Here is a 24,763-nt window from a genome sequence, read left to right on the forward strand (position 1 = left end):
GCAAATAAGTCACGCCCGCGCGGCCCCGTTTTATTCCTTGATCCGGTATCCGGTGCGGAAAATCAGCCAGATCAGCGCAAGGCAAATCCCGGTAAAGCCCGCAATCGCCAGCAGGCTCAGCCCCACAGGCACATCCGCCTGCCCGAAGAACGACCAGCGAAAGCCCGAGATCAGGTAGACCACCGGATTGAACAGCGTGATCGTCTGCCATATCGGCGGCAGCATCGAGATCGAATAGAACGAGCCCCCAAGGAACACCAGCGGTGTGATCACCAGCAGGGGGATGATCTGCAATTGCTGGAAACTCTGCGCCCAGATCCCGATGATGAACCCGAACAGCGAGAACGACAGGCAGGTCAGCACCAGAAAGGCCAGCATCGCCAGCGGGTGCTGAATATCCAGATCGACGAAAAATCCGGCGGTCAGCAGGATCACCACCCCGATCATCAGCGATTTCGTCGCCGCCGCCCCGACATAGCCCAGAACGATCTCGAGGAAGTTCACCGGCGCCGACAGCAATTCATAGACGGTGCCGATGAACTTGGGGAAATAGATGCCGAAACTGGCATTGCTGATCCCCTGCGTCATCACGCTCAGCATGATCAGCCCCGGCACGATGAACGCGCCATAGGTCACGCCCTCGACCTGGTCGATGCGGCTGCCGATGGCCGAGCCGAACACCACGAAATAAAGCGAGGTCGATATCACCGGCGACAGCAGGCTTTCCATCAAGGTGCGGAAGAAGCGCTTCATCTCGTAGATATAGATCGCCCGGATCGCATACAGGTTCATGCCGCGCCCTCCCTGACCAGCCCGACGAAAATTTCCTCAAGGCTGGATTGCCGCGTGTGGATGTCGCGCAGGTGCAGCCCGGCCTGTGCCAGCGCCTGCATCAGCCGGGTGATGCCCGTGCCGCTCTGGCCGCGCGTGTCATAGTGATAGGTCACCGACTGGCCGTCGTCCGACAGTTCCAGCTCGTATTCGCTCAACGCCTCCGGCACCGCCGTGATCGGCTCGGCCAGTTCGATCCGCAGGGATTTCCGCCCCAGCTGTTGCATCAGCGTGGCCTTGTCCTGCACCAGCAGGATTTCACCCTTGTTGATCACCGCGACGCGGTCGGCGATGGCCTCGGCCTCTTCGATGTAATGGGTGGTCAGGATGATGGTGACGCCCTGCGCCCGCAACTCTTCCACCACCTGCCACATGTCCCGGCGCAACTCCACATCGACGCCCGCCGTGGGCTCGTCCAGGAACAGCACCTGCGGCTCGTGGATCAGCGCCTTGGCGATCAGCACCCGGCGTTTCATCCCGCCCGACAATTCCTTGGTCTGGTTGTACCGCTTGTCCCACAGGGACAACTGCCGCAACGTGCGCTCGACCAGTGCGTCGTCCTGTTTCCTGCCGAACAAACCGCGTGAAAACCGGACCGTGTTGATGACCTTCTCGAACGGTTCCAGCGCCACCTCCTGCGGCACCAGCCCGATCATCGCCCGCGCCGCGCGATAGCCGCCGATGATGTCGTGCCCGCCCACGCTGGCGCTGCCGCCGGTGGGGGTGGTGATCCCGCACAGCGTTGAAATCAAGGTGGTTTTCCCCGCGCCGTTGGGCCCGAGCAGCGCCAGAATTTCGCCCTTGCGGATCGACAGATCGACGCCCTTGAGCGCCTCGAACCCGTCGTCATAGACCTTGCGCAGGCCCTTTACCTCTACGATGGATGACATGCGGTGCCCTCCCTGAATTGCTGCGCGTCAAGCTATGGGAATTCACCGGTCGCGCAAGGGCGTACCTGCGCAGGCCCGGTTGTGCGCTGATGCAAAAGTGATCGTTCCCACCACGGCATCAGACTGTTTCCCGGTAAAGCCAGCCGGGATATGGACAGGCTTTACCCTCGCCATGTTACCTTGCTTCCACAGCCGACAGGAACGCTTATAACCACCATGATCCGACGCCTTGCACCCCTTGCCGCCCTTCTTTTCCTGATGGGCTGCACCGAACCCGTCACTCGCGACTCGCACGCACGCATTCTGCTTCTGGGTGATTCGATGATGGCCATGCACAGTGCCAAGGGCATGGGCGTGTCCCACGCCATCGAACAGGAACTGCGCCAACCGGTGACCGACCGTTCGGTGGTGGGCGCGCGGTATCTCTTTGCCTTGCCCATATCGGGCAGCATGGGCCTGAACATCACCAAGCAATACCGCCCCGGCAAATGGGACTGGATCGTGCTGAACGGCGGCGGCAACGATATCTGGATGGGCTGTGGCTGCGGCCCCTGCGACGGGCGGATCAGCCGCCTGATCTCCAGGGACGGGCGGCGCGGGCGCATTCCCGGTTTCGTGTCGAAACTGCGCCAGACCGGCGCGCAGGTGGTGTTCGTCGGCTACCTGCGCACCCCCGGCGTGACCTCGCCCATCGAAGGCTGCGCCGATGATGGCGATGAAATGGACCGCCGTCTTGCCCGTCTCGCGGCGCTGGACCGGGGCGTTCATTTCGTGTCGCTGGCCGATCTGGTGCCGTATGGCGACCGGTCCTATCACGGGCTGGATCGGATTCACCCCTCGGCCAAGGGCAGCCGCGCCATTGGTGAGCGTATCTCGGACCTGATCCGCGAACGCTCGCGCCGCGGGCAGACCGTCAACTGATCAGCCGCTTCAGCCAGCCTTTCTTTTCCGCCTCCTCGGTGTCGTCGCCTTCCTTCGGGCCTTCGATCACCTCTTCGAGCCGGGTAAAGAACTTGTCGGCCATCTTCTTGGCGAACCCGTCGACGATCCGGCTGCCAAGCTGCGCCAGCTTACCGCCGACCTTGGCCTCGACATCGTAGATCAGCTTGGTGCCCTCGGGCACCTCTTCCAGACGGACATCCGCCCCGCCCTTGGCAAAACCCGCCGCGCCGCCCTTGCCCTCTCCGGTCAGGGTCAGGCTTTCGTGGTCCACCATGTTCGAAACGGTCACCGCGCCCTTGAACGTGGCTTTCACCGGGCCGACCTTTTGGGTCACGGTGGCCTCGAACCCGTCTTCGGGGTTGCCCGTCACCTCCTGCGCGCCCGGCACGCATTCTTTCAGCACATCGGGGTTCAGCAGCGCCGCCCAGACGGTTGCGCGGTCGGCTTCGATAATCCGCTCGTCGTTCATTTTCATGGGGCGTCCCCTCCTGTCGCGTGCATGTCCTGAGCCAGCCTAGCCCAAGCCGATGATCCGGCCAAGCCATTGCGCTCGCCCGGTCCGCGATCCCGGCCCCTGCCGGTTTCCTCCAATAATCCCGCGCCCGGCGCAGGATTCGCGCGCACCCCCTTGGATCGCCCCGCCCGAAGGTCTATCTTGCCGCTTCGCGCCCGGCGCAGCAGACAAGGCACAGGACAGGCATCATGGCCAAGCCCAAGGACAACCCAAACTACAAGGTGGTGGCGGAAAACCGCCGCGCCCGCTTCGATTATGCCATCGACGAGGATCTCGAATGCGGCATCGTCCTTGAAGGCTCCGAGGTGAAATCCCTGCGCGAAGGCGGAGCCAATATCGCCGAAAGCTATGCCTTGGTCGAGGATGGCGAGCTGTGGCTGGTGAACTCCTATATCGCGCCCTACGAGCAGGCCAAGACCTTTGCCCATGAAGAGAAACGCAAGCGCAAGCTGCTGGTCTCAAAGAAGGAAATGGCGCATCTCTGGAACGCGACACAGCGCAAGGGCATGACGCTGGTGCCGCTGGTTCTGTATTTCAACCATCGCGGCATGGCCAAGATGAAGATCGGTATCGCCAAGGGCAAGAAATCCCATGACAAGCGCGAAACCGAGGCCAAGCGAGACTGGAACCGCCAGAAACAACGGTTGCTCAAGGAACACGGGTAATCCGGCGGGGATACCGCCGCCCCAATTCCCCTTGGGCCACCGCCGCGCGCTTTGCTAGGCTTGGGGCGTGTCCAAAAACCTTGGGGGGTAGTCATGGAACTTCTGATCAGTCTGATCGCAGGCGCGCTGGGTGGCAATATTGCCGGGGGCCTGCTGAAGAACGTCAATCTCGGCGTGTTGGGCAATTCCATCGCCGGGATCGTCGGTGGCGGTCTGGGCGGGCAGCTTCTGTCGATGGCCGGCGCGGGCGGTATTGCCGAAGCCGCGGGCGGTATGGATGTCGGTGCTCTGATCGGGCAGGTGGCTTCGGGCGGGGTTGGCGGCGGCGTGGTGCTGGTGATAGTCGGCCTGATCAAGAACATGCTTGTGAAATAGCTCTCTGCGGGGTCTGGGCGCTTGCCCTTCATGGCCCTGCACGCTAGTGCTTGGACGTCCGAAACCGGGGGGCGCCGATGGCACATGACGATCCGAAAACGCTTGTTTCTACCGGCTGGCTGGCCGACCACCTGAAAGATCCCGATCTGCGGATTCTGGATGGCACATGGTTCATGCCTGCCGATGGGCGCGATGGCCGCGCCGAATATGACGCCGCCCATATTCTCGGCGCACGATTCTTCGACATCGACGACATCAGCGATCACCGTTCGGACCTGCCGCATATGGTCCCGCCGGTCGAAAAATTCATGTCCCGCCTGCGGGCGATGGGCGTGGGCGACGGGCATCAGGTGGTGGTCTACGATGCGCAGGGCCTGTTTTCCGCGGCCCGCGTGTGGTGGCTGTTCCGCCTGATGGGGCAGGACAATATCGCCGTTCTGGACGGTGGCCTGCCCAAATGGCAGGCCGAGGGCCGCCCGGTCGAAGACATGCCGCCCATCGTGCGGGATCGTCACATGACCGTCCGCCGCCAGAACCAGATGGTCAAGGATGTCACCCAGGTATCCGCCGCCTCCAAGCTGGGGGATTACGAAATTCTCGACGCCCGCTCGCCCGGACGGTTCCGCGGCGAAGAGCCCGAACCGCGCGAGGGCCTGCGCAGCGGCCATATCCCCGGTGCAAAGAACGTCTATTACGGCGATCTGCTGAACGGCGATGGCACGATGAAAGCCGCCGACGACCTGCGCGCCGTGTTTGCAAAGGCGGGTGTCGATATGGGTAAACCCGCGATCACCAGCTGCGGGTCGGGCGTGACGGCCGCCATCATCAACCTTGCGCTGGAACGGGTCGGGAAAACCGACCATGCACTTTATGACGGGTCATGGACCGAATGGGGGGCCTTCCCCACGGTGCCCGTCGCCACCGGAGAAGACTGATGTTCGAACATCTCAAGGAACAGCCCAAGGACAAGATCCTTGCCCTGATGCAAACCTATCGCGACGATCCGCGCGACACCAAGATCGACCTCGGCGTGGGTGTCTACAAGAACCCGCAGGGCGTGACGCCGATCATGCGCGCCGTGAAAGAGGCCGAGCGCCGCTGGTGGGACGAAGAGACCACCAAGGCCTATACCGGTCTTGCCGGCGATCCGGCCTTTGCCGACGCGATGATCGCGCTGGTTCTGGGCGATGCCGTGCCCCGCGATCAGGTGGCCGCCGTGGCCACGCCCGGCGGCACCGGCGCGGTGCGTCAGGCCTTTGAGCTGGTCAAAATAGCCAATCCGCAGGCGCGTGTGTTCGTGTCGAATCCGACATGGCCCAACCACCTGAGCATTCTCAAGCATCTGGGCATGGAAACCGTTGCCTACCGTTATTTCGACGAAACCTCGGGCGGGGTGGATTTCGAAGGCATGATCGAGGATCTGGGCCAGGTGCGCGCGGGCGATCTGGTGCTGCTGCACGGCTGCTGTCACAACCCCACCGGCGCCAACCTGAATATGGTGCAGTTCAAGGCCGTGATCGACCTGATGAACGACAAGGGCGCAACGTCGATGATCGACATTGCCTATCAGGGCTTCGGCGACGGGCTGGACGTCGACGCCGCGGCGACGCGCGCCGTTGCTGCGGGCTGCCCCGAAACCCTGATCGCGGCGAGTTGTTCCAAGAATTTCGGCATCTACCGTGAACGCACCGGCCTGCTGATGGCCGTGGCGCAGGACAAAGGCATGCACGCCGTCACCCAGGGCAACCTGGCCTATCTCAACCGGCAGAACTATTCCTTCCCGCCCGATCACGGCGCGCGGCTGGTGTCGATCGTGCTGGGCAATGACGACCTGCGCGCCGACTGGCAGGCCGAACTGGAAGAGGTCCGCACCGGCATGCTGGCGCTGCGCGAACAACTGGCCAGCGAATTGCAGCGGCTTTCCGGGTCGGATCGCTTCGGCTTTGTCGGCCAGCATCGCGGCATGTTCTCGCGGCTGGGGATCGCGCCGGAGCTGGTGGACCGCCTGCGCGATGAACACGCGATCTACATGGTGGGCGACAGCCGCATCAATATCGCCGGTCTGAACAAGGAAACCGTGCCAGTTCTGGCCAAGGCGATCATCGACGTCGGTGCCTGATTTGAACGAGGGCCAAGGCGTGTCGAACGCCTTGGCGCCATGCTGCCGTCACGCCCGGTAACGGGCCAGGAACATCTCGACCGCGCCATTGATCACCCGTTCGACTTCGGCCTCGGGGATATCCGTCGAGACGCCGCACAGGCAGCGTATGAACAGGTCGCTCTTGCACAGCTCTCCGAACTGGTTGGCGGCCAGGTCCATATCGTCGATCTTCAGGATGCCGCGTTCCACATAGGGGGTCAGCACCTGGGTCAGCCGGTCCCGCACCATCGCCGGGCCGGATTTGTAGAACCTGCAGCCCAGTTCCGGAAAACGATGCGATTCGGCTACGCAGATGCGAAACACCTGCTGCCCGAAATCCGACAGGAAAAAGTGCACGATACGTTCGGCGGCCTCGTGCAGAACGTCTTCGATGGGATCGTCCGGCCCGACCTCCTGCACGGCTTCGTCGGCCTGCCGGTTGCATTCCACCCGTGCGACTTCGGAAAACAGCAGCCGTTTGTCGGGGAAATAGCTGTAGAGCGTGGCCTTGGATACCCCGGCCACGCGAGCGATCTCGTCGACGCTGGCGCCTTCGAAGCCGTCGCGCATGAACACTTCGCGCGCGCCCTCCAGCACCTGATCGAACTTCCGGCCTTTTTTGATTTCCGTGGCCGTGGCCGTCATGCGCAGTCTCCCCAAAGCCAGATCAGTCTAGTCCCGGCCGTGGGGCGGCTGCAAGCATCTCGGCGAGTCAGGCCCACGCCCTCACTTGTCGATCCCGGCATTGCCCTTGGTCACGGGGGCAGGGGCGGGGGCCGGATCGGGATAGGTCAGGGTCGGGGTCAGGGTGCTCATGTCGATTCCTCCGGCAAGGGCGGGGGTGACAATCAGGGCAAGGGCAATGGCGGCGAGAACGGGTTTCATGGCAGTCTCCAATCTGAACCAATCAGTTTACTTTCATCATATCTAAACTATTCGGTTCAGTTTTCAAGTCAAAAATGAACTAAACGGTTTAGATGCATTCACGGCCTTGCGTTTTTGTTTTGAGGCGCTACCTTAGAACCATTCTAATTTCGGAGTATTAACGCATGATTCCCGGTGTCTCGTCCCGCCGCCGTTTCTCGGACTTGAACGAACAGGAAATTCTCGCGCTGGCGATCTCCTCGGAAGAAGACGATGCGCAGATCTATCGCAACTATGCCGAACGCCTGCGCGCCGACTACCCGGACACCGCCAGGGTGTTCGACGGCATGGCCGCCGAGGAAGACAGCCACCGCCGCGCCCTGATCGACCTGCATGACAGCCGCTTTGGCGGTGTGATCCCGCTCATTCGCCGCGAACACGTGGCCGGGTTCTATGCACGCCGTCCCGTCTGGCTGATGGAAAACCTCGGGATCGAGCGTATCCGCGCCGAGGCCGAGGCGATGGAGCGTGACGCCGAAGCCTTCTATCACAAGGCCGCGCAACGCACCGCCGATGCCGCCACCCGCAAACTTCTGGGCGATCTGGCCGCCGCCGAAGCGGGCCATCAGGACCGTGCCACCGAGCTGGAGGCCGAGCACCTCGATGACGACGCCCGCGCCGCCGAAGAGCGCACCGCGCACCGCCAGTTCCTGCTGACATGGGTGCAGCCCGGTCTGGCCGGGTTGATGGACGGCTCGGTTTCGACACTGGCGCCGATCTTCGCCACCGCCTTCGCCACACAGGACACCTGGACCACGTTCCTCGTGGGGCTTGCCGCCTCGGTCGGGGCCGGGATTTCCATGGGCTTTACCGAGGCCGCCAGCGACGATGGCGAGTTGTCGGGTCGTGGCAGCCCGGTAAAGCGCGGCTTTGCCTCGGGTATCATGACCACCGTCGGCGGGCTGGGCCACGCGATGCCCTATCTGATCCCCGATTTCTGGACCGCGACGGTAATCGCCATCGCCGTGGTGTTCGTCGAGCTTTGGGCGATTGCCTGGATTCAGAACCGCTATATGGAAACGCCGTTCTTCCGCGCGGCGTTTCAGGTGGTGCTGGGCGGCGCTCTGGTCTTTGCCGCCGGTGTCCTGATCGGCAGCGGATAGCGCAAGGGGGGCTGATTGCCCCCCGCAGGGCAGATTTGCGACCGGAAGAAAGCGACGGCATCGTGCTGTGCCAGATTGACCATCCGGTCCAACCTGTTACCAAGTGCGAATGCTGGACATCTTCCTTCAGACGCTGCCTTTCTTCCTGATCATCGGGCTGGGCTATGGCGCAGGGCGCACCGGGTTTTTTCCCGAAGCGGCGACCGCGTGGCTGACCAAGTTCGTCTTTTATTTCGCGCTGTCGGCCATGCTGTTCCGGTTTTCGGCCAATCTTTCGCTGGCCGAAATTCTGGACTGGCAGTTCGTCCTCGCCTACCTCAGCGCAACGGCATTCGTTTACGCCATCGCCACTGCCGTGGCGATGATCCGGCGGCTGAGCATCGAACAAGCGGCGATCGAGGCGCAATGCGCGGTGATCGGCAATGTCGGGTTTCTGGGCGTTCCGATGCTGACCCTGCTGATGGGCGAGGCGGCGATCGGGCCGGTCATGCTGGTGCTGGCGGTGGACCTGATCGTGTTCGGCTCGCTGGTGGTGATCCTGATCACCGGCTCGCGCGACGGGCGGATGTCGCTGGGCATCCTGCGCACCGTGGGGCTGGGCCTGCTGAAGAACCCGATGATCGTTTCGATCACGCTGGGCCTCGGCTGGTCAGCGCTGCGCCTGCCCATTCCCGACCCGATGAACCAGTTCGTCATCCTGCTGGGCGGGGCGGCCACGCCCGGCGCTCTGTTCGCCATCGGCGCGTCGCTGGCCTCGAAATCCGCCGAGCGGCCCGTGATCGCCGGGTGGCTGAGCACCTGCAAACTGATCCTGCATCCCGCATGCGTGGCACTGGCGGCACTGGTGCTGTTCACGGTCGAGCCCTACGCCGCCGCCGTGATGATCGCCGCCGCGGCGCTGCCTGTGGCGGGCAATGTCTATATCCTCGCGCATCACTACGGGGTGGCGCCGCACCGGGTATCGGCCTCGATCCTGATTTCGACCGCCTTCGCGGTGCTGACCGTGTCGCTGGTGATCGGCTGGGTGTCGGGTCTTTACTGACGAGTGACGCCTGCGGGCTTGCCTTTGCCCCCCGTGGCGTGGTCAGTGTCGGGCAACCGACATGCCAGATATGAGGACAGCCATGGAAACCGTATCGGAAAACGCCTGCTTTGGCGGTGTTCAGGGGGTCTATTCCCACAAATCGAAAGCCTGCGATTGCGACATGACCTTTGGCCTGTTCCTCCCGGCCGAGGCCAGGGACGGCCCGGTGCCGGTGCTGTGGTACCTGTCGGGCCTGACCTGCACCCATGAAAACGCCATGACCAAGGCCACAGCCCAGGGCTGGGCCGCCGAGCAGGGCATCGCGCTGGTGTTCCCCGACACCTCGCCGCGCGGTGAAGACGTGGCCAATGACGATGCCTATGATCTGGGGCAGGGCGCGGGGTTCTACGTGAACGCCACGCAAGACCCGTGGGCGGCGCATTACCGGATGTGGGATTACATCGCTGACGAACTGCCCCGCGTCCTGACCGCCAACTTTTTCATCGACGAAGAGCGTCAGGCCATCACCGGCCATTCGATGGGCGGGCACGGCGCGCTGACGCTGGCCATGTCGCTGCCGGGGCGGTTCACGAGCGTGTCGGCCTTTGCGCCCATTTCCAACCCCACGGCCAGCGACTGGGGCCGCAAGCAGTTCACGGCCTATCTGGGCGATGACGAGGCCGCATGGTCCGCCCATGACGCCAGCCTCCTGATGCGCGAGCAGGGCTTTGACGGGCCGGTGCTGGTGGATACCGGCACCAGCGATCAGTTCCTCGACCTGCTGCGCCCCGAGGCCCTTGCCGCCGCCTGCGCCGAACGTCGCCAGCAGGCCACCCTGCGGATGCAGCCGGGCTATGATCACAGCTATTTCTTCATCTCAACCTTCATGGAAGATCACGTTGCCTTCCATGCCGAGGCGCTTTACGCGAAATAACCCATGGCACATTACGATCTGATCATCATTGGCTCGGGTCCGGCGGGCCGGGCCGCCGCCATTCAGGCCGGCAAGCTCAAGCGCCGCGTATTGGTGGTGGATCGCAAGGATCGCTTCGGCGGGGTGTCGGTGCATACCGGCACGATCCCGTCGAAAACCCTGCGCGAAACGGTGCTGAACCTGTCGGGCTGGCGCGAGCGCAGCTTTTATGGCCGCTCCTATCGGGTCAAGGACGATATCGGCGCTCATGACCTCAAGGCACGCCTGCACATGACGCTGGATCACGAGGTGGACGTTCTGGAACACCAGTTCGCCCGGAACCATGTGGATACGCTCAATGGGCTGGCGCGTTTCGTCTCTCCGACCGAGATCGAAGTCGCGACCGAGGCGGGCGAGAAAACCAGGCTCACCGCCGACAAGTTCCTGATCGCGACGGGCACAAAAACCTATCGCCCCGATACCGTGCCCTTCAACGGCAAGACGGTGGTGGACAGCGACGAATTTCTCGAGCTGGCGCGCATCCCCCGCAGCCTGATCGTGGTCGGCGCGGGCGTGATCGGCGTGGAATACGCCACCATGTTTTCCGCGCTCGATGTGCGCGTCACCCTGATCGAGCCGCGCGAGACATTCCTCGATTTCATCGACCGCCGTCTGATCGAGGATTTCACCCACCAGATCCGCGAAAACGGTGTCGACCTGCGCCTTGGCAGCGCCATCGAGAAAACCGAGGACGCGGGCGAGCATGTCGAGGTCAGCCTTGCCAATGGCCGCCATGTACGCGCCGAGATGCTGTTGTTCGCCGCCGGGCGCATGGGCGCGACCGAGGCATTGAACCCCAAGGCCGCCGGGCTGGAAACCGATCATCGCGGCCGGTTGTCGGTGGATCGCAAAACCTACCAGACCGACCAGCCCCATATCTATGCCGCCGGGGATGTGATCGGCCATCCCTCGCTGGCCTCTACCTCGCTGCAACAGGGCCGCGTCGCGGCCTGCCATGCGCTCGATACGCCCACATTGCCCGAAAGCCCTTGGTTCCCTTACGGAATCTATTCGGTGCCTGAAATTTCCACCTGCGGCATGTCCGAAGAGGAAATGCAGGAACGCGGCATCCCTTACGAGGTCGGCGTCGCGCGGTTCCGCGAAACCTCGCGCGGGCATATCATGGGGCTGGAACACGGTATGCTGAAAATGCTGTTCAGCCTGAAAACCCGCCGTGTTCTGGGCGTGCAGATCGTGGGCGAGGGCGCGACCGAACTGATTCACATCGCGCAGGCGGTGCTGAACCTCAAGGGGACGGTGGATTACTTCGTAAAGAACACGTTCAACTATCCCACACTGGCCGAGGCGTATAAAATCGCCGGGCTGGACGCGTTCAACCGCATGCCCATCCCCGAGGAATACAAGGTCAAACGCGACGAGGGCAAAACCGGGAAGGCCAAGACGTGAGCATCTATGTCGATGCCGACGCCTGCCCGGTCAAGGCCGAGGTCGAAAAGGTGGGCACCCGGCACGGCTTGCGCATGTTCATCGTGTCGAACGGCGGTTTGCGCCCCTCACAGAACCCGCTGGTCGAAACGGTGATCGTCCCCGAGGGCCCGGACGTGGCCGATATGTGGATCGCCGACCGCGCCGGGCCGGGCGATGTGGTGATCACCGGGGATATCCCGCTGGCCGCCAGATGCGTCGAGTCCGGTGCACAGGTGCTGAAACACAACGGCGAGGCTCTGACCGCCGCCGATATCGGCAACGTGCTCGCCACGCGCGACCTGATGGCCGACCTGCGCGCCGCCGATCCCTTTCGTCAGGGTGGCGGCAAGGGCTTTACAAAGGCCGACCGCTCCCGTTTTCTGGACGCATTGGAGCGGGCCGTGCGCGCGGCGGCCCGGTAAACACCCCGAGGGGCATTCATGACAACCGCCACCACGTCGCGATCCAACCTGATGGGCGCGCTTTGCGCGCTTGTGGCGGTGATGTGCTTTTCGCTCAACGACGTGGGGATCAAGTTCCTGTCGGATCGCTATGCGCTGCATCAGGTGATCTTCATCCGCTCGACCATCGCGATGGCGCTGTTCCTGGGCATCCTCATGCCGCTGAACGGCGGCCTGCACGTGATCCGCACCCGGCGGTTGCGGATGCACCTGTTGCGCGGCTTCTGCGTGGTGTTCGCCAATATGTGCCTGTTCCTCGGGCTGGCGGCGATGCCGATTGCCGATGCGGTGGCGGTGTTCTTTGTCTCGCCGCTGGTGATCACGGTCTTTTCCGTGGTCTTCCTGCGCGAAACCGTGGGCGCGCGGCGCTGGGCGGCGATTGCCGTGGGCTTCATCGGCGTTCTGGTGATCGTGCGGCCCGGTACGGCGACCTTTCAGGCGGCCTCGCTCCTGCCCATCGCGGCGGCCACGCTTTATGCCGTGATGCACATCCTTGCGCGCAAGATCGGCGGCACCGAAACCGCGGCCACGATGGCGTTCTACATTCAGGCCACCTTTATCGTGGCCAGCCTGATTTTCGGGGCCGCGCTGGGGCATGGCGATTATGCCGGGTCCGACCACCCGTCGCTGGAATTCCTGTTGCGCGCATGGGGGCCTGTCGCGCCGGGCGACTGGCCGCTGTTCCTGATGCTCGGCACCACCGGGCTGATGGGCGGGTTTTTCATCTCGCAGGCCTATCGCCTGTCCGAAGCCGCCTTTGCCGCCCCGTTCGAATATGTCTCGATGCCAATGGCGATCATGTGGGGCGTCACCGTGTTCGGCACATGGCCCGGCCCCACCGCATGGGCGGGGATTTTGCTGATCGTCGGATCGGGGCTCTATCTGGTCTGGCGCGAAACCGCCAGGAACCGCACGATCACCGCCCAATCCCCCAACCGCAGGTGACTCCATGACCGTCAACGCCGTGATTTTCGACATCGGCAACGTCCTGATCGAATGGCAGCCCGAGCGCCGCTTTTCCGAAACCATCGGCCCCGACCGCGCCGCCGCGCTGTTTTCCGCTTTCGACGTGCATGCCATGATGAACCGGATCGACGCGGGGCACGATTTCGCCGCCACCATCGCCGAAACCGCACAGGCCCACCCGGACTGGCAGGCCGAAATCCTGCGCTTTCGCGACGGCTGGACCGAGATCGCCCAACCCGCCATTCCCCATTCCGTCCGCCTGCTGCGTGCGCTCGCGGCCAAGGGCATCCCCACCTTCGCGCTGACCAATTTCGGCGCGCAGAATTTCCCGCTCAGCGCCGCGCAGTTTCCCTTCCTCACGGAATTCGACCGCCACTACATTTCCGGCGAAATGGGCCTGATCAAACCCGACCCGGCGATTTACGCCGCCGTCGAGCAGGACTGCGCCCTGCCGCCCGAAACCCTGCTGTTCACCGACGACCGCGCCGACAACATCGCCGCCGCCCAATCGCGCGGCTGGAAAACACACCTGTTTGACGGCCCCGCCGGTTGGGCGCATTGTCTGGTGGAACACGGATTGCTGACAAAGGACGAGGCCGCATGACCATCACGATCATCCCCTTCGACGAAGGCGAAAAACACCTGACATGGACGGGCCTGTGCGACGCGTTCGAGGCCGGTCACAAACTGCCCAAGGCCGAGATTGCGGATAATTTCCTCTATCGCGACACCGACACCATGCTCAACCGCGCCGCATGGATCGACGGGATGGGGCTGGCGGTGAAAACCGCAACGATCTTTCCCGGCAACCCGAAACGCGGCAACCCGATGATCAACGGCGCGGTGAACCTCTATGACGATGGCGACGGTACACTGGCCGCGCTGGTGGATTTCCACCTTGTGACCAAGTGGAAAACCGCCGGCGACAGCGTTTTCGCCGCCCGCAAGCTGGCCCGCCCGGACAGCGAAAACATCCTGATCGTCGGTGCCGGCACCGTGGGACGCTCATTGTTTCAGGCCTATTCGGCGATCTTCCCCAAGGCCCGTTTCCGCGTCTGGAACCGCACCCGCGCCAATGCCGAGGCGATGCTGCGGGATTGCCCCGGCCTGCAAGTGGCCGACGATCTGGAAAGTGCCGTGCGCGAGGCCGATATCGTCACGTCGGCCACCATGTCCACCGAACCGCTCTTGCGCGGCGAATGGTTCCGCCCCGGTCAGCATATCGACGTGATCGGCGCCTACCGCCCCGACATGCGCGAAGTGGACGACGAAGGCATCAGGCGCGCGCGCATTTTCGTCGACAGCTACGACACCACGGTGGGCCATATCGGTGAAATCAAGATCCCGCTCGAGCAGGGCACCATCACCCGCGACGACCTGATCGCCGACCATTACGAACCCGAAAAGGTCCGCCGGGACAGCGACGATGAAATCACCCTGTTCAAGAATGGCGGCGGCGCGCATCTGGACCTGATGACCAGCCGCTACATCCTCGATGCGTGGCTGGCGGCGCAATGATCTGGTGGGCGCTTGCGGCGCTCGGCGTGGCTGTCATCGCCGCGCCCTTCATTCTTGAACTGCTCCGCCCCTCGGTCACCAGGGCCCGCCCCGATGCGCCGGGGCAACTGGCCGACCTGCCGCGCGGGGCCACCCATTACCAATGGGCCGGGCCGCAAGACGGCCCCATCGTCGTCTGCGTCCACGGGCTGACCACGCCCTCCTTCGTCTGGGGGCCGATTGCGCGGGGGCTGGCGAAACAGGGCTTTCGCGTGCTGACCTATGATCTTTACGGGCGCGGTCATTCCGCCCGCCCGCGCGGCACGCAGGACGCGGCATTCTTCGTTTCCCAACTGGAAGACCTGCTCGACGCCCTCGGGGTGGATCGGCCCGTCACCCTTCTGGGCTATTCGATGGGCGGGGCCATCGCCACCGCCTTTGCTGCCAAACACGCGCAACGCATCCGCCAGCTCGTTCTGCTCGCCCCTGCCGGGATGGGCCACGATCTGGGCCCGGTCGCGCGGCTTGTCGTCAATCACAACCGGCTGGGGCAATGGCTGTTCATGGCGTTCTATGCCCGCAGTTACCGCGCCGCACTGGAAACCGAACGCGGCATGGTCTCTTCCATCCCCGATGCGGTCGATCTGCAACTGGCCGAACTCGACACGCGCGGCTTTCGCCCTGCCGTCCTGTCCTCGTTGCGCAACGTGCTCGAGGAAGACATGCAGCCTGCCCACCGGGCGGTCGCTGCGGCGGGCCTGCCCGTTGTGGCGATCTGGGCACGGGCGGACGGGGTGATCCCGATTTCCGGCCTTGGCAAGCTGGCCGAATGGAACCGTGCCGCCCGTCAGGAAGTGATCGAGAATGCGGGCCATGCCCTGGCCTATACCCACGATTCCGAGGTGCTGTCGGTGCTGGAGGCGCAACTGATCCGTTGACCCCGCCGTTTACGGGCCCGGAGCCTCGATCCTGTCCCCCCGGCTGGTCGGGGCCGAGACAACCAGGAAAACAACCTCCTGATCGCTGTCATTGCGCGCTTGATGAGGAACGTCTTTCCCGATCTCAATGCCCTGTTGGGCATCAATCTCGAAGACATCTCCATCGGCTTCCATGGTCAGCCTGCCGGACAGAACGAAAAGAACTGCTTCGCGCGGCGATGATAATGCCGCACCTCCGCGGTTCCGGCGGGCATCCGCTCCTGTATGATCAGCAGATCCTCTCCCGAGGCCAGGATCCAGCCATCGCAGCGCGCGCCCCAGCCATAATGTTCGACAGTGTCCTTGCTGACGATCACGGTGCGCTCACTCATCCGGGCGAAACCACCGCCCTCACGCCGCCAGCGGCGGCAGGTCGCGCTTTTCCTTCACCGGCAGGTGCACCAGCGCCGAAAACGCGCCGACACCCACGCCGACCCACCAGACCATGGTGTAATCGCCGTAGACATCGTACATCCGCCCGCCCAGCCAGACACCCATGAAGCTGCCCACCTGGTGGCTGAAGAACACGATGCCATACAGCGTCCCCATATAGCGCAGCCCGTAAAGATGCGCGATCAGCCCACTGGTCAGCGGCACCGTCGCCAGCCACAGCGCCCCCATGCTGACCGAAAACAGCAGCACTGTCGCGGGCGTCATCGGCACCATGATGAACGCCGCCGCCACCACCGTGCGCGCGGCATAGACCCCGGCCAGCAGGTATTTCTTGGAATACCGCTTGCCCAGCCACCCGGCGGTCAGCGTCCCGGCGATATTGGCCATGCCGATCACCCCGATGGCCACCGCCCCAAGCGCCGAGGTCGTCGTTACCCCGACCGAATGCAGCACCCCGCCGGGCGAAATCGGGCCGCACATCTCGGTGATGAAGGCCGGGAAATGCGCGGTGATGAAGCCCAACTGATAGCCGCAACTGAAAAAGCCCAGGAAGATCAGCGTATAGGACGGATCGCGAAACGCCCGCCCCAGCAACGCGCCGATGCTTTCCTCCAGTTCCGCGCGGCTGGCGGCCTCGGGCGCGCGCATCATAGGCAGGAACGCCAGCGAGGCAAGGACCAGCCCGGCAAAGACCAGAAACACCATCTGCCAGCTCATCACGCCCAGCAACGCCTCGGCCACCGGCGGGCCGAACACCTGCCCGGCGGACCCGGCGGCGGTGGCAATGGCTAGGCTCATCGAGCGGTTCTCGTCCGAACTCGCCCGCCCCACCACGGCCAAGATCACGCCAAACCCCGTCCCGGCAATGCCGAAGCCCACAAGGATTTCGTAAACCTGATGCGCCTCGGGCGACACGGCGAACGAGGACAGCACCAGACCGGCGGCATAGGCCAGCGCCCCCAGCACGATCGCCTTGCGGTCGCCCATCCGCTCGGCCAGCGCCCCGAAAATCGGCTGCCCGATCCCCCAGGCGAGGTTCTGAATGGCAATTGCAAGGCTGAATTCGCTGCGCAGCCACCCGAATTCCTCGGCAATCGGGATCTGGAACACCCCGAACGACGCCCGGATGCCGAACGACACCAGCATGATCAGGCACCCCGCGATCAGCACGGGCGTGAAAAGGTTGGCTTTCGGGGTCATCGGGTCATCCTGTTCCTGCGCCGCGCCAGATTAGGCAAAACCCCGCCGCCGTCAATTCAGCCTTTGTGATGCCGTTCATCAACACGCGGCTTGCATCTTTTCTTGCGCGCTGCGCCGCGCTATGCGGGGTGGATGGACTTTTTGACCGATCTCTACGCCCAGAAGGTCGCCAATGGCGACCTGACCCCGGATTCCGCGCAAAAGGCGGCCCTGCCCGAATTCGACCGCATCCATGACGGGCTGGCCGACACAGCCAAAAAGGGCTGGTTCCGCCGCGCACCCGAACCGCCCAGGGGGCTGTACCTCTGGGGCGGGGTGGGGCGCGGCAAGTCGATGCTGATGGACTTGTTCGTGCAAACCGTCCCGGTTCCCGCCCGCCGCGTTCATTTCCACGCCTTCATGCAGGAAATCCACGCCGGTATGCACGCCGCCCGCGAACGCGGGGTCGAGGATGCCCTCGCCCCCGTCGCCAAATCGGTCTCGGACGATGTGCGCCTGCTGGCCTTCGACGAAATGCAGATCACCGACATCACCGACGCGATGATCGTGGGCCGCCTGTTCGAGGCCCTGTTCGAGGCGGGCGTCGTGGTGATCACCACCTCCAACCGACCGCCGGACGATCTCTACAAGGACGGGCTGAACCGGCAGCTCTTCCTGCCCTTCATCGACCTGCTCAAACAGCGCATGGTCGTGCACGAAATGGACAGCCCCACCGATTACCGGCAGGACCGCCTGTCCGGCAGCCGCACCTATTTCTCCCCCCTCGGCCCCGAAACCCGCACACAGATGGCCGCGCTTTGGGATGACCTGACCGATGGCCAGCCCGCGCATGTCCTCACCCTGCACGTCAACAAGCGCGAAGTCGAAATTCCCGCCTTCCACAACGGCGTGGCGCGCGCCAGCTTCTACGATCTCTGCGGCAAGCCGCTCGGTCCCGCCGATTACCTGGCACTGGCGGGGGCCGCGCGTGTGCTGGTGCTGGAAAACATCCCCCAACTCGGGCGCTCCAACTTCAACGAGGCCAAACGCTTCGTCACCCTGATCGACGCGCTCTACGAGGCCAAAGTACGCCTCATCTGCTCCGCCGCCGCCGAGCCGGAATACCTCTATCTCGAAGGCGAAGGCAGTTTCGAATTCGAACGCACCGCCAGCCGCCTGCGCGAAATGCAATCCGACGGCTGGGGACAGGACTGATCCTACTCTTCATCTTTCCCGAAATACTCCGGGGGGTGAGGGGCGTCTCGGAAACGATCCGGGGGATCGTTTCAGCCCCGAACGGGCGGAGCCCCGGACAGGCCCAACGGGCGACGGGGGCAGCGCCCCCAACCCACCCTACCGATAGGCCGAAGGCGGCTGCCCGAACAGCTGTGTGTAAACCCGCGAGAAATGCGAGGAACTGGCAAACCCCGTGGCCAGCGCGATTTCGGTCAGGCTCAGCGGCGAGTTGCGCAGCAGGTTCTGCGCCATGTCCAGCCGCAGGTCACGGTAATAACGCATCGCCGGACGGCCCAGCTTGTCACTGAATTGCCGGTTCAGTTGACGGGGCGACAGCCCCGCCACCTCGGCCAGACGCGCCAGCGGCAGGGGATCGCCCAGATTGGCCTCCATCGCCTCCACCGCATCCAGGATCGCGGGCGCGGTGGTGCCCACCCGCTCCACCAACCCGGCGCGCTGTGGCCCGACCGAAGGGCGCACCTCGGTATGCATGAACCAGTCGCTGACCAGCCGGGCGAACTGCGCGCCGTGATGCTGCATGATCAGCGCGTGCATCAGGTCCATCGGTGCGGTGCCGCCCGCACAGGTCACCCGGTCGCGGTCGATCACGTAAAGCGTCCGCTCGATCAGAAGATGCGGCAAGGCTTCGGTCAATGCGGCGGCATGTTCCCAGTGGACGGTCATGCGCCGCCCCTCCATCAGCCCCGCCTGCGCCAGAATGACCGGCCCGCCCGACACGCCTCCCAGCAGAACACCCCGCCGCGCCAGCCGTTGCAACCATCCGGTGATCGCCCGGTCCGCAAAGGCCGCCGGGTCGCCCCCCGCGACGACGAACAGGTAATCCAGCTGCGGATCGTCGCCCAGTTTCGCCTGCGGCGCCACCAGCCCCGCGCCGGAACTGGCCACCGGCGCCATGCTGCGGCCGATATTGACCATCTCGTACAACTCCCGCCCCGCCAGCAGGTTCGCCGCGCGCATCGGCTCGGTCAGCGCGGCATAGGACATCATGGCGAATCCCTCGATCGGCAAGATGCCGATCCGGCGGCTGTCTCGGGAATTTTTGGCGTGTTTGTCCATTTTTTGAACGTATCCGACCTTTTTATGAAAGTCCAAATCGGAAATGACGCTCAATCTGTCGGGAAGTTCAGAAATGGGACCGAACGCAAATGCGCTATTCTGCATTCCGGATCTTCCGCGAAGGTCTGACCGGCAACAAGGGCTGGAAACCCGTCTGGCGCGAGCCCGACCCAAAACCCGAATACGATATCGTCATCGTCGGCGGGGGCGGGCATGGCCTTGCCACGGCCTACTATCTGGCCAAGGAATTCGGCATGCGCAATATCGCCGTGCTGGAAAAGGGCTGGATCGGCTCGGGCAATATCGGGCGCAACACCACGATCATCCGCTCCAACTACCTGCTGCCGGGGAACGAGCCGTTCTATGAATTCTCGCTCAAGCTCTGGGAAGGGCTGGAACAGGATTTCAACTATAACGCCATGGTCAGCCAGCGCTCGATCCTGAACCTGATTCACACCGACGCACAGCGCGACGCTTTCGTGCGCCGGGGCAACGCGATGATCCTCGCCGGGGCCGATGCCGAGCTGGCCGATGCCGATCAGTTGCGCGCCGAACTGCCGTTCCTCGATTTCGACAATGCCCGTTTTCCCATCAAGGGCGGCCTCTATCAGCGGCGCGGCGGCACGGTGCGCCACGATGCCGTGGCCTGGGGCTATGCGCGCGGCGCGGATTCGCGCGGCGTCGATATCATCCAGAATTGCGAAGTCACCGGCTTTGACATCGAAAACGGTCGCTGCACCGGCGTGCAAACCTCTCGCGGCGCGATCCGCGCGCGCAAGGTGGCGGTCTGTGTCGCGGGTTCGTCCAGCCGGGTGATGGAAAAGGCCGGTATGCGCCTGCCCATCGAATCCCACGTCCTGCAGGCTTTCGTCACCGAAGGGCTCAAGCCGGTGATCCCCGGCGTCATCACCTTCGGCGCGGGTCATTTCTATGTCAGCCAGTCCGACAAGGGCGGTCTGGTCTTTGGCGGCGATCTGGACGGCTATAATTCCTACGCGCAGCGCGGCAACTTGCCGGTGGTCGAAGACGTGGCCGAGGGCGGCATGGCTATCATGCCGATGATCGGGCGCGCGCGGCTTCTGCGGTCCTGGGGTGGGATCATGGACATGTCGATGGACGGCTCGCCCTTCATCGACAAGACCGGGATCGACGGGCTCTATTTCAACGGCGGCTGGTGTTACGGCGGGTTCAAGGCCACGCCCGCCAGCGGCTTTTGCTATGCCTACCTGCTGGCCCGCGACGAACCGCACCCGACTGCCACGCAAATGCGCCTCGATCGGTTCATCTCGGGCAACCTGATCGACGAAAAAGGCATGGGCAACCAGCCCAACCTGCATTGAGGAGGGACGACAGATGATCATCAACCACCCCCTGCTTGGCCCCCGCGATGCTGCCGAATTCGTCTATCTGGGAGATGCCGCGCTGATCGACCGCCCCGACTGGCAGGCCGAAGACGCCATGCAGCAATTCCACGACTACGCCTACCTGCGCGACAACCCCGCCGGTCCCCATCGGGAGCTTTGGTATCACGAACAGGGCGACCGCTCATGGCTCGTGGTCACGCGCGACACCACCACTCACGAAATCACCGATGTGCAGATGGCCCGCGACGTGGCCCGCAGCCGGGGGCGCGACAAATGAGCCAGAAAAACCGCATCTCGGGCGGCCAGATCGACCGCACGAGGGAAATCGCCTTTACCTTCAACGGCAAGCGCATGGCGGGCCACCCCGGCGATACGCTCGCCTCGGCGCTTCTGGCCAACGGCCAGCGCCTCGTGGGCCGTTCGTTCAAGTATCACCGCCCGCGCGGTATCCTCACCGCCGGATCGGAAGAACCCAACGCGCTGGTGGAGTTGCGCTCCGGCGCGCAGCAAGAGCCGAACACGCGCGCCACCACGGTCGAACTGTTCGACGGCCTCGCCGCCAACAGCCAGAACCATCGCGGCCCGCTTGAATTCGACCTGATGGCGCTGACCGACCTGATGTCGCCCTTCCTGTCGGCGGGCTTCTATTACAAGACCTTCATGTGGCCCAAAGCCTTCTGGGAAAAACTGTACGAGCCTGTGATCCGCGCCTCGGCGGGGCTTGGCCGCCTGTCCATGCAGGACGATCCCGACAGCTATGACAAGGGCTTCATCCATTGCGACCTGCTGGTGATCGGCGCGGGGCCTGCGGGCCTGTCCGCCGCGCTGGCCGCCGGCCGTGCCGGGGCGCGCGTCGTGCTGGCGGACGAGGATTTCACCCTCGGCGGCCGCCTCAACGCCGAAACGCTGGCCGTCGATGACATGGCCGGGGCCGACTGGGCCGCGCAGGCCGTGGCCGAACTGGCCGCAATGGACAACGTCCGCCTGATGCCGCGTACCACGGTCTACGGCGCCTACGATCACGGCACCTATGGCGCGCTCGAACGCTGCACCGATCACCTGTCCGACGCGGGCGGTAAGCCCCGTCAGGTGCTGTGGCGCATCTATTCCAAACGCGCCGTTCTGGCCGCCGGGGCCACCGAACGGCCCATCGCATTCGGCAATAACGACCGTCCGGGCGTCATGCTGGCCGGGGCCGTGCGCGCCTATGCCAACCGCTTCGGCGTCACGCCGGGGCAGGAGGTGGCGGTGTTCACCAACAATGACGATGGTTGGCGCACCGCTGCCGATCTGCTGGCCCGTGGCGTCACCGTTCCCGCCGTGATCGACACCCGCGATGCCCCCGCGCCCATCGACCTGCCTGGCATCCGCCACATCCGCAACGCGGCGGTGATGGACAGCGTGGGCCGCAAGGGCCTGAAATCCATCACCCTGACAGACGGTCAGGTGATCCCGGTGGATACGCTCGCCGTGTCGGGCGGCTGGAATCCCAATGTCCACCTGACATGTCACCAGCGTGGCCGCCCCGAATGGCGCGACGATCTGAACGCCTTTGTCCCCGGCGCCAACCTGCCCGCAGGCATGGCCGTGGCCGGGGCCGCCAACGGCGCGCTTACCCTGGCCGCTGCACTGGCCGAAGGGCAGGCCACCGCCAATGCCCAGATCGAGGCCCTGGGGTTCACCCCCGCCAAGGCCGACTCCCCCCGCGCCGAGGACGAGCCGCACAAATCCTCGGCCTTCTGGCACGTCCGCGAAAGCCGCAAGCGCGCCTGGCTCGATCAGCAGAACGATGTCACCGTGAAGGACGTGAAACTGTCCTACCGCGAGGGCTTCCGCTCGGTTGAACACCTGAAACGCTATACCACGCTGGGTATGGCCACCGATCAGGGCAAGACGGCCAATATCCCGGCGCTGGCCATCATGGCCGAATGCACCGGCAAGACGATCCCGGAAACCGGCACCACCATTTTCCGCCCGCCCTATACGCCCATCCCGCTGGGCGCGCTGGCGGGCCGCTCGCGCGGCACCGATTTCCGCCCCTACCGCCTGACGCCCAGCCACAACTGGGCCACCGAAAACGGCGCGACCTTTGTCGAAGTCGGCAACTGGCTGCGCGCGCAATGGTTCGCCCGTCCGGGTGAAAAAGGCTGGCGCGACAGCGTCGACCGCGAGGTCGAGATGACCCGCAATTCGGTCGGCATCTGCGACGTGACCACCCTTGGCAAGATCGACATTCAGGGGCGCGATGCCGCCGAATTCCTCAACAAGGTCTATGCCAATGGCTTTGCCAAACTGCCCGTCGGCAAGGTCCGTTACGGCCTGATGCTGCGCGAAGACGGCATCGCCTATGACGATGGCACCACCGCGCGGATGTCGGAAAACCACTTCGTCATGACCACGACCACCGCCAATGCGGTGCTGGTGTTCCGTCGCCTTGAATTCGCCCGTCAATGCCTGTGGCCCAATATGGATGTCCACATGATTTCCACCACCGATGGCTGGGCGCAGTTCGCTGTCGCCGGCCCCAACGCGCGCAACCTGCTGCGCAAGGTGGTGGACGAAAGCCACGATATCTCGAACGAGGCGTTTCCCTTCATGGCCTGTGGCGAGGTCACGGTTTGCGGCGGCATGCCCGCGCGCCTGTTCCGCATCTCCTTCTCGGGGGAGCTGGCCTATGAAATCGCCGTGCCCGCCCGCTATGGCAACTCCATGATGGACGTGCTGATCGAGTCGGGCCGCGAATTTAACGCCACCCCCTACGGCACCGAGGCCCTTGGTGTCATGCGGATCGAAAAGGGCCACGCCGCCGGTCCCGAACTCAACGGCCAGACCACGGCGCATAACCTTGGTATGGGTCGCATGGTCAGCCAGAAAAAGGAGTGCATCGGCAACGTCCTGTCGCAACGCCCGGACATGATCCGCGACGATGCGGTGAAACTGGTCGGTTTCCGGCCCGTCAACCGGGCCGAGCCCCTGACCGCCGGGTCGCATTTCGTCAATCGCGGCGAAACCGCCAGCACCGAAACCGATCAGGGCTGGATGACCTCTGTCGCGTATTCGCCCAGCCTTGGCCATTCCGTCGGTCTTGGCTTCATTAAACGCGGCGATGAACGCATGGGCGAAATCGTCCGCGCCGTGAACCCGCTCAAAGGTGGCGAAACCGAAGTCGAAATCGTTTCCGCCCACTTCATTGACCCGGAAGGAGAGCGCCTCCGTGCCTGAGTATACGCTGATATCCACCCCGCCGCTGGCCGGGTATGACAAGACCGTCGGCGCGACACGCCTGCACGCCCCGGCGGATCTGGCGATCGTGTCCATCGCCCTGCCGCTTGGGGCCGAGGACGCCGCGCTCAAGGCCGTGAAATCCGCCTATGGCGCGGCCCTGCCCGAACCGGGCCGCTCGATCCTGACCAAAGAGGGCGCGCGCCTTGTCCGCCTTGGCGCCGATCAGGCTTTCGTGATCTTCACGCATGCCACGCCCGATGCCGAACGTGCCGTCGCCACCCGCCTCAAGGGAACGGCCTATACCACCGACCAGACGGATGTCTGGACCGCGCTGGAAATCACCGGCCCCGACAGCCGCACCGTTCTGGAACGCATCTGTCCGGTCGACCTGCACCGCGATGCCTTTGCCGAAGGCGATGCCGCCCGCACCGTGATGGAACATCTGGGCGCGCTGATCGTCCGCACCGGCGACGATGCGTTCCTGCTGCTGTCGGCCAGTTCCTCGGCCAACTCCTTCCTGCACGCCGTCGAAACCTCGATCAAGAACACCTCCTGACCCATACGCAATCCGCCAAGCCA

28 protein-coding genes are annotated in these 24,763 nt (G+C 64.1%); 19 read left to right on the forward strand and 9 right to left on the reverse strand.

Annotation, left to right across the window (positions count from 1 at the left end; all coding sequences use genetic code 11):
• Positions 1 to 30 precede the first annotated feature (30 nt).
• Together KPG71_RS11500 and KPG71_RS11505 are read right to left on the reverse strand one after the other, a co-directional pair.
• Positions 31 to 792, reverse strand: coding sequence for an ABC transporter permease (locus KPG71_RS11500; protein WP_216338207.1), 762 nt, complete (start codon positions 790 to 792; stop codon positions 31 to 33).
• Positions 789 to 1,721 (reverse strand): ABC transporter ATP-binding protein, encoded by a 933-nt coding sequence (locus tag KPG71_RS11505; protein WP_216338208.1) that lies wholly within the window; start codon positions 1,719 to 1,721, stop codon positions 789 to 791. The genes KPG71_RS11500 and KPG71_RS11505 overlap by 4 nt, the downstream gene beginning before the upstream one ends.
• A gap of 216 nt (positions 1,722 to 1,937) precedes the next feature.
• Here KPG71_RS11505 and KPG71_RS11510 point away from each other — a divergent pair, with 216 nt between their 5' ends.
• On the forward strand, positions 1,938 to 2,642 hold the full coding sequence (locus KPG71_RS11510; RefSeq protein WP_216338209.1) for an SGNH/GDSL hydrolase family protein: 705 nt from the start codon (positions 1,938 to 1,940) through the stop codon (positions 2,640 to 2,642).
• On the opposite strand, the gene KPG71_RS11515 is transcribed toward KPG71_RS11510, so the two are convergent.
• Positions 2,635 to 3,138, reverse strand: a complete 504-nt coding sequence (locus tag KPG71_RS11515; protein WP_216338210.1) for a CoxG family protein — start codon at positions 3,136 to 3,138, stop codon at positions 2,635 to 2,637. The two genes, KPG71_RS11510 and KPG71_RS11515, sit on opposite strands and share 8 nt — an antisense overlap.
• Positions 3,139 to 3,365: 227 nt before the next feature.
• Between KPG71_RS11515 and smpB the strand changes: the two genes are divergently transcribed.
• From smpB to KPG71_RS11535, 4 genes are all read left to right on the forward strand, one after another.
• Positions 3,366 to 3,842: an SsrA-binding protein SmpB gene (gene smpB, locus KPG71_RS11520; protein ID WP_216338211.1), complete on the forward strand. Its 477-nt coding sequence runs from the start codon at positions 3,366 to 3,368 to the stop codon at positions 3,840 to 3,842.
• A gap of 93 nt (positions 3,843 to 3,935) precedes the next feature.
• Positions 3,936 to 4,217: a hypothetical protein gene (locus KPG71_RS11525; protein ID WP_216338212.1), complete on the forward strand. Its 282-nt coding sequence runs from the start codon at positions 3,936 to 3,938 to the stop codon at positions 4,215 to 4,217.
• Positions 4,218 to 4,294: 77 nt separating this feature from the next.
• Positions 4,295 to 5,152, forward strand: a complete 858-nt coding sequence (sseA, locus tag KPG71_RS11530) for a 3-mercaptopyruvate sulfurtransferase (protein ID WP_216338213.1) — start codon at positions 4,295 to 4,297, stop codon at positions 5,150 to 5,152.
• Positions 5,152 to 6,336 carry an amino acid aminotransferase gene (locus KPG71_RS11535; RefSeq protein WP_216338214.1) on the forward strand — a complete coding sequence of 395 codons (1,185 nt, stop codon included), beginning with the start codon at positions 5,152 to 5,154 and terminating at the stop codon, positions 6,334 to 6,336. The genes sseA and KPG71_RS11535 overlap by 1 nt, the downstream gene beginning before the upstream one ends.
• A 48-nt stretch (positions 6,337 to 6,384) precedes the next feature.
• Here KPG71_RS11535 and KPG71_RS11540 read toward each other — a convergent pair whose 3' ends face one another.
• Entirely contained in the window at positions 6,385 to 7,002 is a 618-nt protein-coding gene (locus KPG71_RS11540; protein WP_216338215.1) for a TetR/AcrR family transcriptional regulator, read from the reverse strand.
• A gap of 81 nt (positions 7,003 to 7,083) precedes the next feature.
• On the reverse strand, positions 7,084 to 7,242 hold the full coding sequence (locus KPG71_RS11545; protein ID WP_216338216.1) for a hypothetical protein: 159 nt from the start codon (positions 7,240 to 7,242) through the stop codon (positions 7,084 to 7,086).
• 164 nt (positions 7,243 to 7,406) lie between these two features.
• On the opposite strand from KPG71_RS11545, the gene mbfA reads away from it, so the two are divergent.
• The 9 genes from mbfA (at position 7,407) to KPG71_RS11590 (ending at position 15,671) form a co-directional block, all read left to right on the forward strand.
• A complete protein-coding gene (gene mbfA / locus KPG71_RS11550) occupies positions 7,407 to 8,384 on the forward strand; it encodes an iron exporter MbfA (RefSeq protein ID WP_216338217.1) in 978 nt (325 codons plus the stop codon).
• A 109-nt stretch (positions 8,385 to 8,493) separates the two neighbouring features.
• A complete protein-coding gene (locus KPG71_RS11555; RefSeq protein WP_216338218.1) occupies positions 8,494 to 9,426 on the forward strand; it encodes an AEC family transporter in 933 nt (310 codons plus the stop codon).
• A gap of 82 nt (positions 9,427 to 9,508) precedes the next feature.
• Positions 9,509 to 10,342 carry an S-formylglutathione hydrolase gene (gene fghA, locus KPG71_RS11560; RefSeq protein ID WP_216338357.1) on the forward strand — a complete coding sequence of 278 codons (834 nt, stop codon included), beginning with the start codon at positions 9,509 to 9,511 and terminating at the stop codon, positions 10,340 to 10,342.
• A gap of 3 nt (positions 10,343 to 10,345) precedes the next feature.
• Positions 10,346 to 11,788, forward strand: coding sequence for a Si-specific NAD(P)(+) transhydrogenase (sthA, locus tag KPG71_RS11565; RefSeq protein WP_216338219.1), 1,443 nt, complete (start codon positions 10,346 to 10,348; stop codon positions 11,786 to 11,788).
• Positions 11,785 to 12,231, forward strand: coding sequence for a YaiI/YqxD family protein (locus tag KPG71_RS11570; protein ID WP_216338220.1), 447 nt, complete (start codon positions 11,785 to 11,787; stop codon positions 12,229 to 12,231). Before sthA ends, KPG71_RS11570 begins: the two co-directional genes overlap by 4 nt.
• 18 nt (positions 12,232 to 12,249) lie before the next feature.
• Positions 12,250 to 13,215, forward strand: a complete 966-nt coding sequence (locus KPG71_RS11575) for a DMT family transporter (RefSeq protein ID WP_216338221.1) — start codon at positions 12,250 to 12,252, stop codon at positions 13,213 to 13,215.
• A 4-nt stretch (positions 13,216 to 13,219) separates the two neighbouring features.
• A complete protein-coding gene (locus KPG71_RS11580) occupies positions 13,220 to 13,840 on the forward strand; it encodes an HAD family phosphatase (protein ID WP_216338222.1) in 621 nt (206 codons plus the stop codon).
• Positions 13,837 to 14,754, forward strand: coding sequence for an ornithine cyclodeaminase family protein (locus KPG71_RS11585; RefSeq protein ID WP_216338223.1), 918 nt, complete (start codon positions 13,837 to 13,839; stop codon positions 14,752 to 14,754). Before KPG71_RS11580 ends, KPG71_RS11585 begins: the two co-directional genes overlap by 4 nt.
• Entirely contained in the window at positions 14,736 to 15,671 is a 936-nt protein-coding gene (locus KPG71_RS11590; protein ID WP_367397348.1) for an alpha/beta fold hydrolase, read from the forward strand. Before KPG71_RS11585 ends, KPG71_RS11590 begins: the two co-directional genes overlap by 19 nt.
• Before the next feature lie 9 nt (positions 15,672 to 15,680).
• On the opposite strand, the gene KPG71_RS19835 is transcribed toward KPG71_RS11590, so the two are convergent.
• Genes KPG71_RS19835 through KPG71_RS11605 form a run of 3 tightly spaced genes read right to left on the reverse strand, consistent with a single transcriptional unit; the run spans position 15,681 to position 17,303 of the window.
• Entirely contained in the window at positions 15,681 to 15,845 is a 165-nt protein-coding gene (locus KPG71_RS19835) for a hypothetical protein (protein ID WP_216338359.1), read from the reverse strand.
• Positions 15,846 to 15,847: 2 nt separating this feature from the next.
• The gene (locus tag KPG71_RS11600; protein WP_216338224.1) at positions 15,848 to 16,042 is read right to left on the reverse strand and encodes a hypothetical protein; all 195 of its coding nucleotides are present in this window, start codon (positions 16,040 to 16,042) and stop codon (positions 15,848 to 15,850) included.
• Positions 16,043 to 16,061: 19 nt separating this feature from the next.
• Positions 16,062 to 17,303 carry an MFS transporter gene (locus KPG71_RS11605; protein WP_216338225.1) on the reverse strand — a complete coding sequence of 414 codons (1,242 nt, stop codon included), beginning with the start codon at positions 17,301 to 17,303 and terminating at the stop codon, positions 16,062 to 16,064.
• A 132-nt stretch (positions 17,304 to 17,435) separates the two neighbouring features.
• On the opposite strand from KPG71_RS11605, the gene zapE reads away from it, so the two are divergent.
• Positions 17,436 to 18,497, forward strand: a complete 1,062-nt coding sequence (gene zapE / locus KPG71_RS11610; RefSeq protein WP_216338226.1) for a cell division protein ZapE — start codon at positions 17,436 to 17,438, stop codon at positions 18,495 to 18,497.
• Positions 18,498 to 18,635: 138 nt separating this feature from the next.
• Here the strand turns inward: zapE and KPG71_RS11615 are convergent, their stop codons facing one another.
• Complete coding sequence (locus KPG71_RS11615) at positions 18,636 to 19,595, reverse strand: GlxA family transcriptional regulator (RefSeq protein ID WP_253196207.1); 960 nt, start codon at positions 19,593 to 19,595, stop codon at positions 18,636 to 18,638.
• 89 nt (positions 19,596 to 19,684) lie between these two features.
• Here KPG71_RS11615 and KPG71_RS11620 point away from each other — a divergent pair, with 89 nt between their 5' ends.
• Genes KPG71_RS11620 through KPG71_RS11635 form a run of 4 tightly spaced genes read left to right on the forward strand, consistent with a single transcriptional unit; the run spans position 19,685 to position 24,740 of the window.
• Positions 19,685 to 20,935, forward strand: coding sequence for a sarcosine oxidase subunit beta family protein (locus KPG71_RS11620; RefSeq protein WP_216338227.1), 1,251 nt, complete (start codon positions 19,685 to 19,687; stop codon positions 20,933 to 20,935).
• 13 nt (positions 20,936 to 20,948) lie between these two features.
• Positions 20,949 to 21,236: a sarcosine oxidase subunit delta gene (locus KPG71_RS11625; protein WP_216338228.1), complete on the forward strand. Its 288-nt coding sequence runs from the start codon at positions 20,949 to 20,951 to the stop codon at positions 21,234 to 21,236.
• A complete protein-coding gene (locus KPG71_RS11630) occupies positions 21,233 to 24,181 on the forward strand; it encodes a sarcosine oxidase subunit alpha family protein (RefSeq protein WP_216338229.1) in 2,949 nt (982 codons plus the stop codon). Before KPG71_RS11625 ends, KPG71_RS11630 begins: the two co-directional genes overlap by 4 nt.
• The gene (locus KPG71_RS11635; protein ID WP_216338230.1) at positions 24,174 to 24,740 is read left to right on the forward strand and encodes a sarcosine oxidase subunit gamma; all 567 of its coding nucleotides are present in this window, start codon (positions 24,174 to 24,176) and stop codon (positions 24,738 to 24,740) included. Before KPG71_RS11630 ends, KPG71_RS11635 begins: the two co-directional genes overlap by 8 nt.
• The last annotated feature ends 23 nt before the right edge of the window (positions 24,741 to 24,763 follow it).

The sequence above is a fragment of the Roseovarius sp. PS-C2 genome, from assembly GCF_018862045.1.
Lineage (GTDB): Bacteria > Pseudomonadota > Alphaproteobacteria > Rhodobacterales > Rhodobacteraceae > Roseovarius.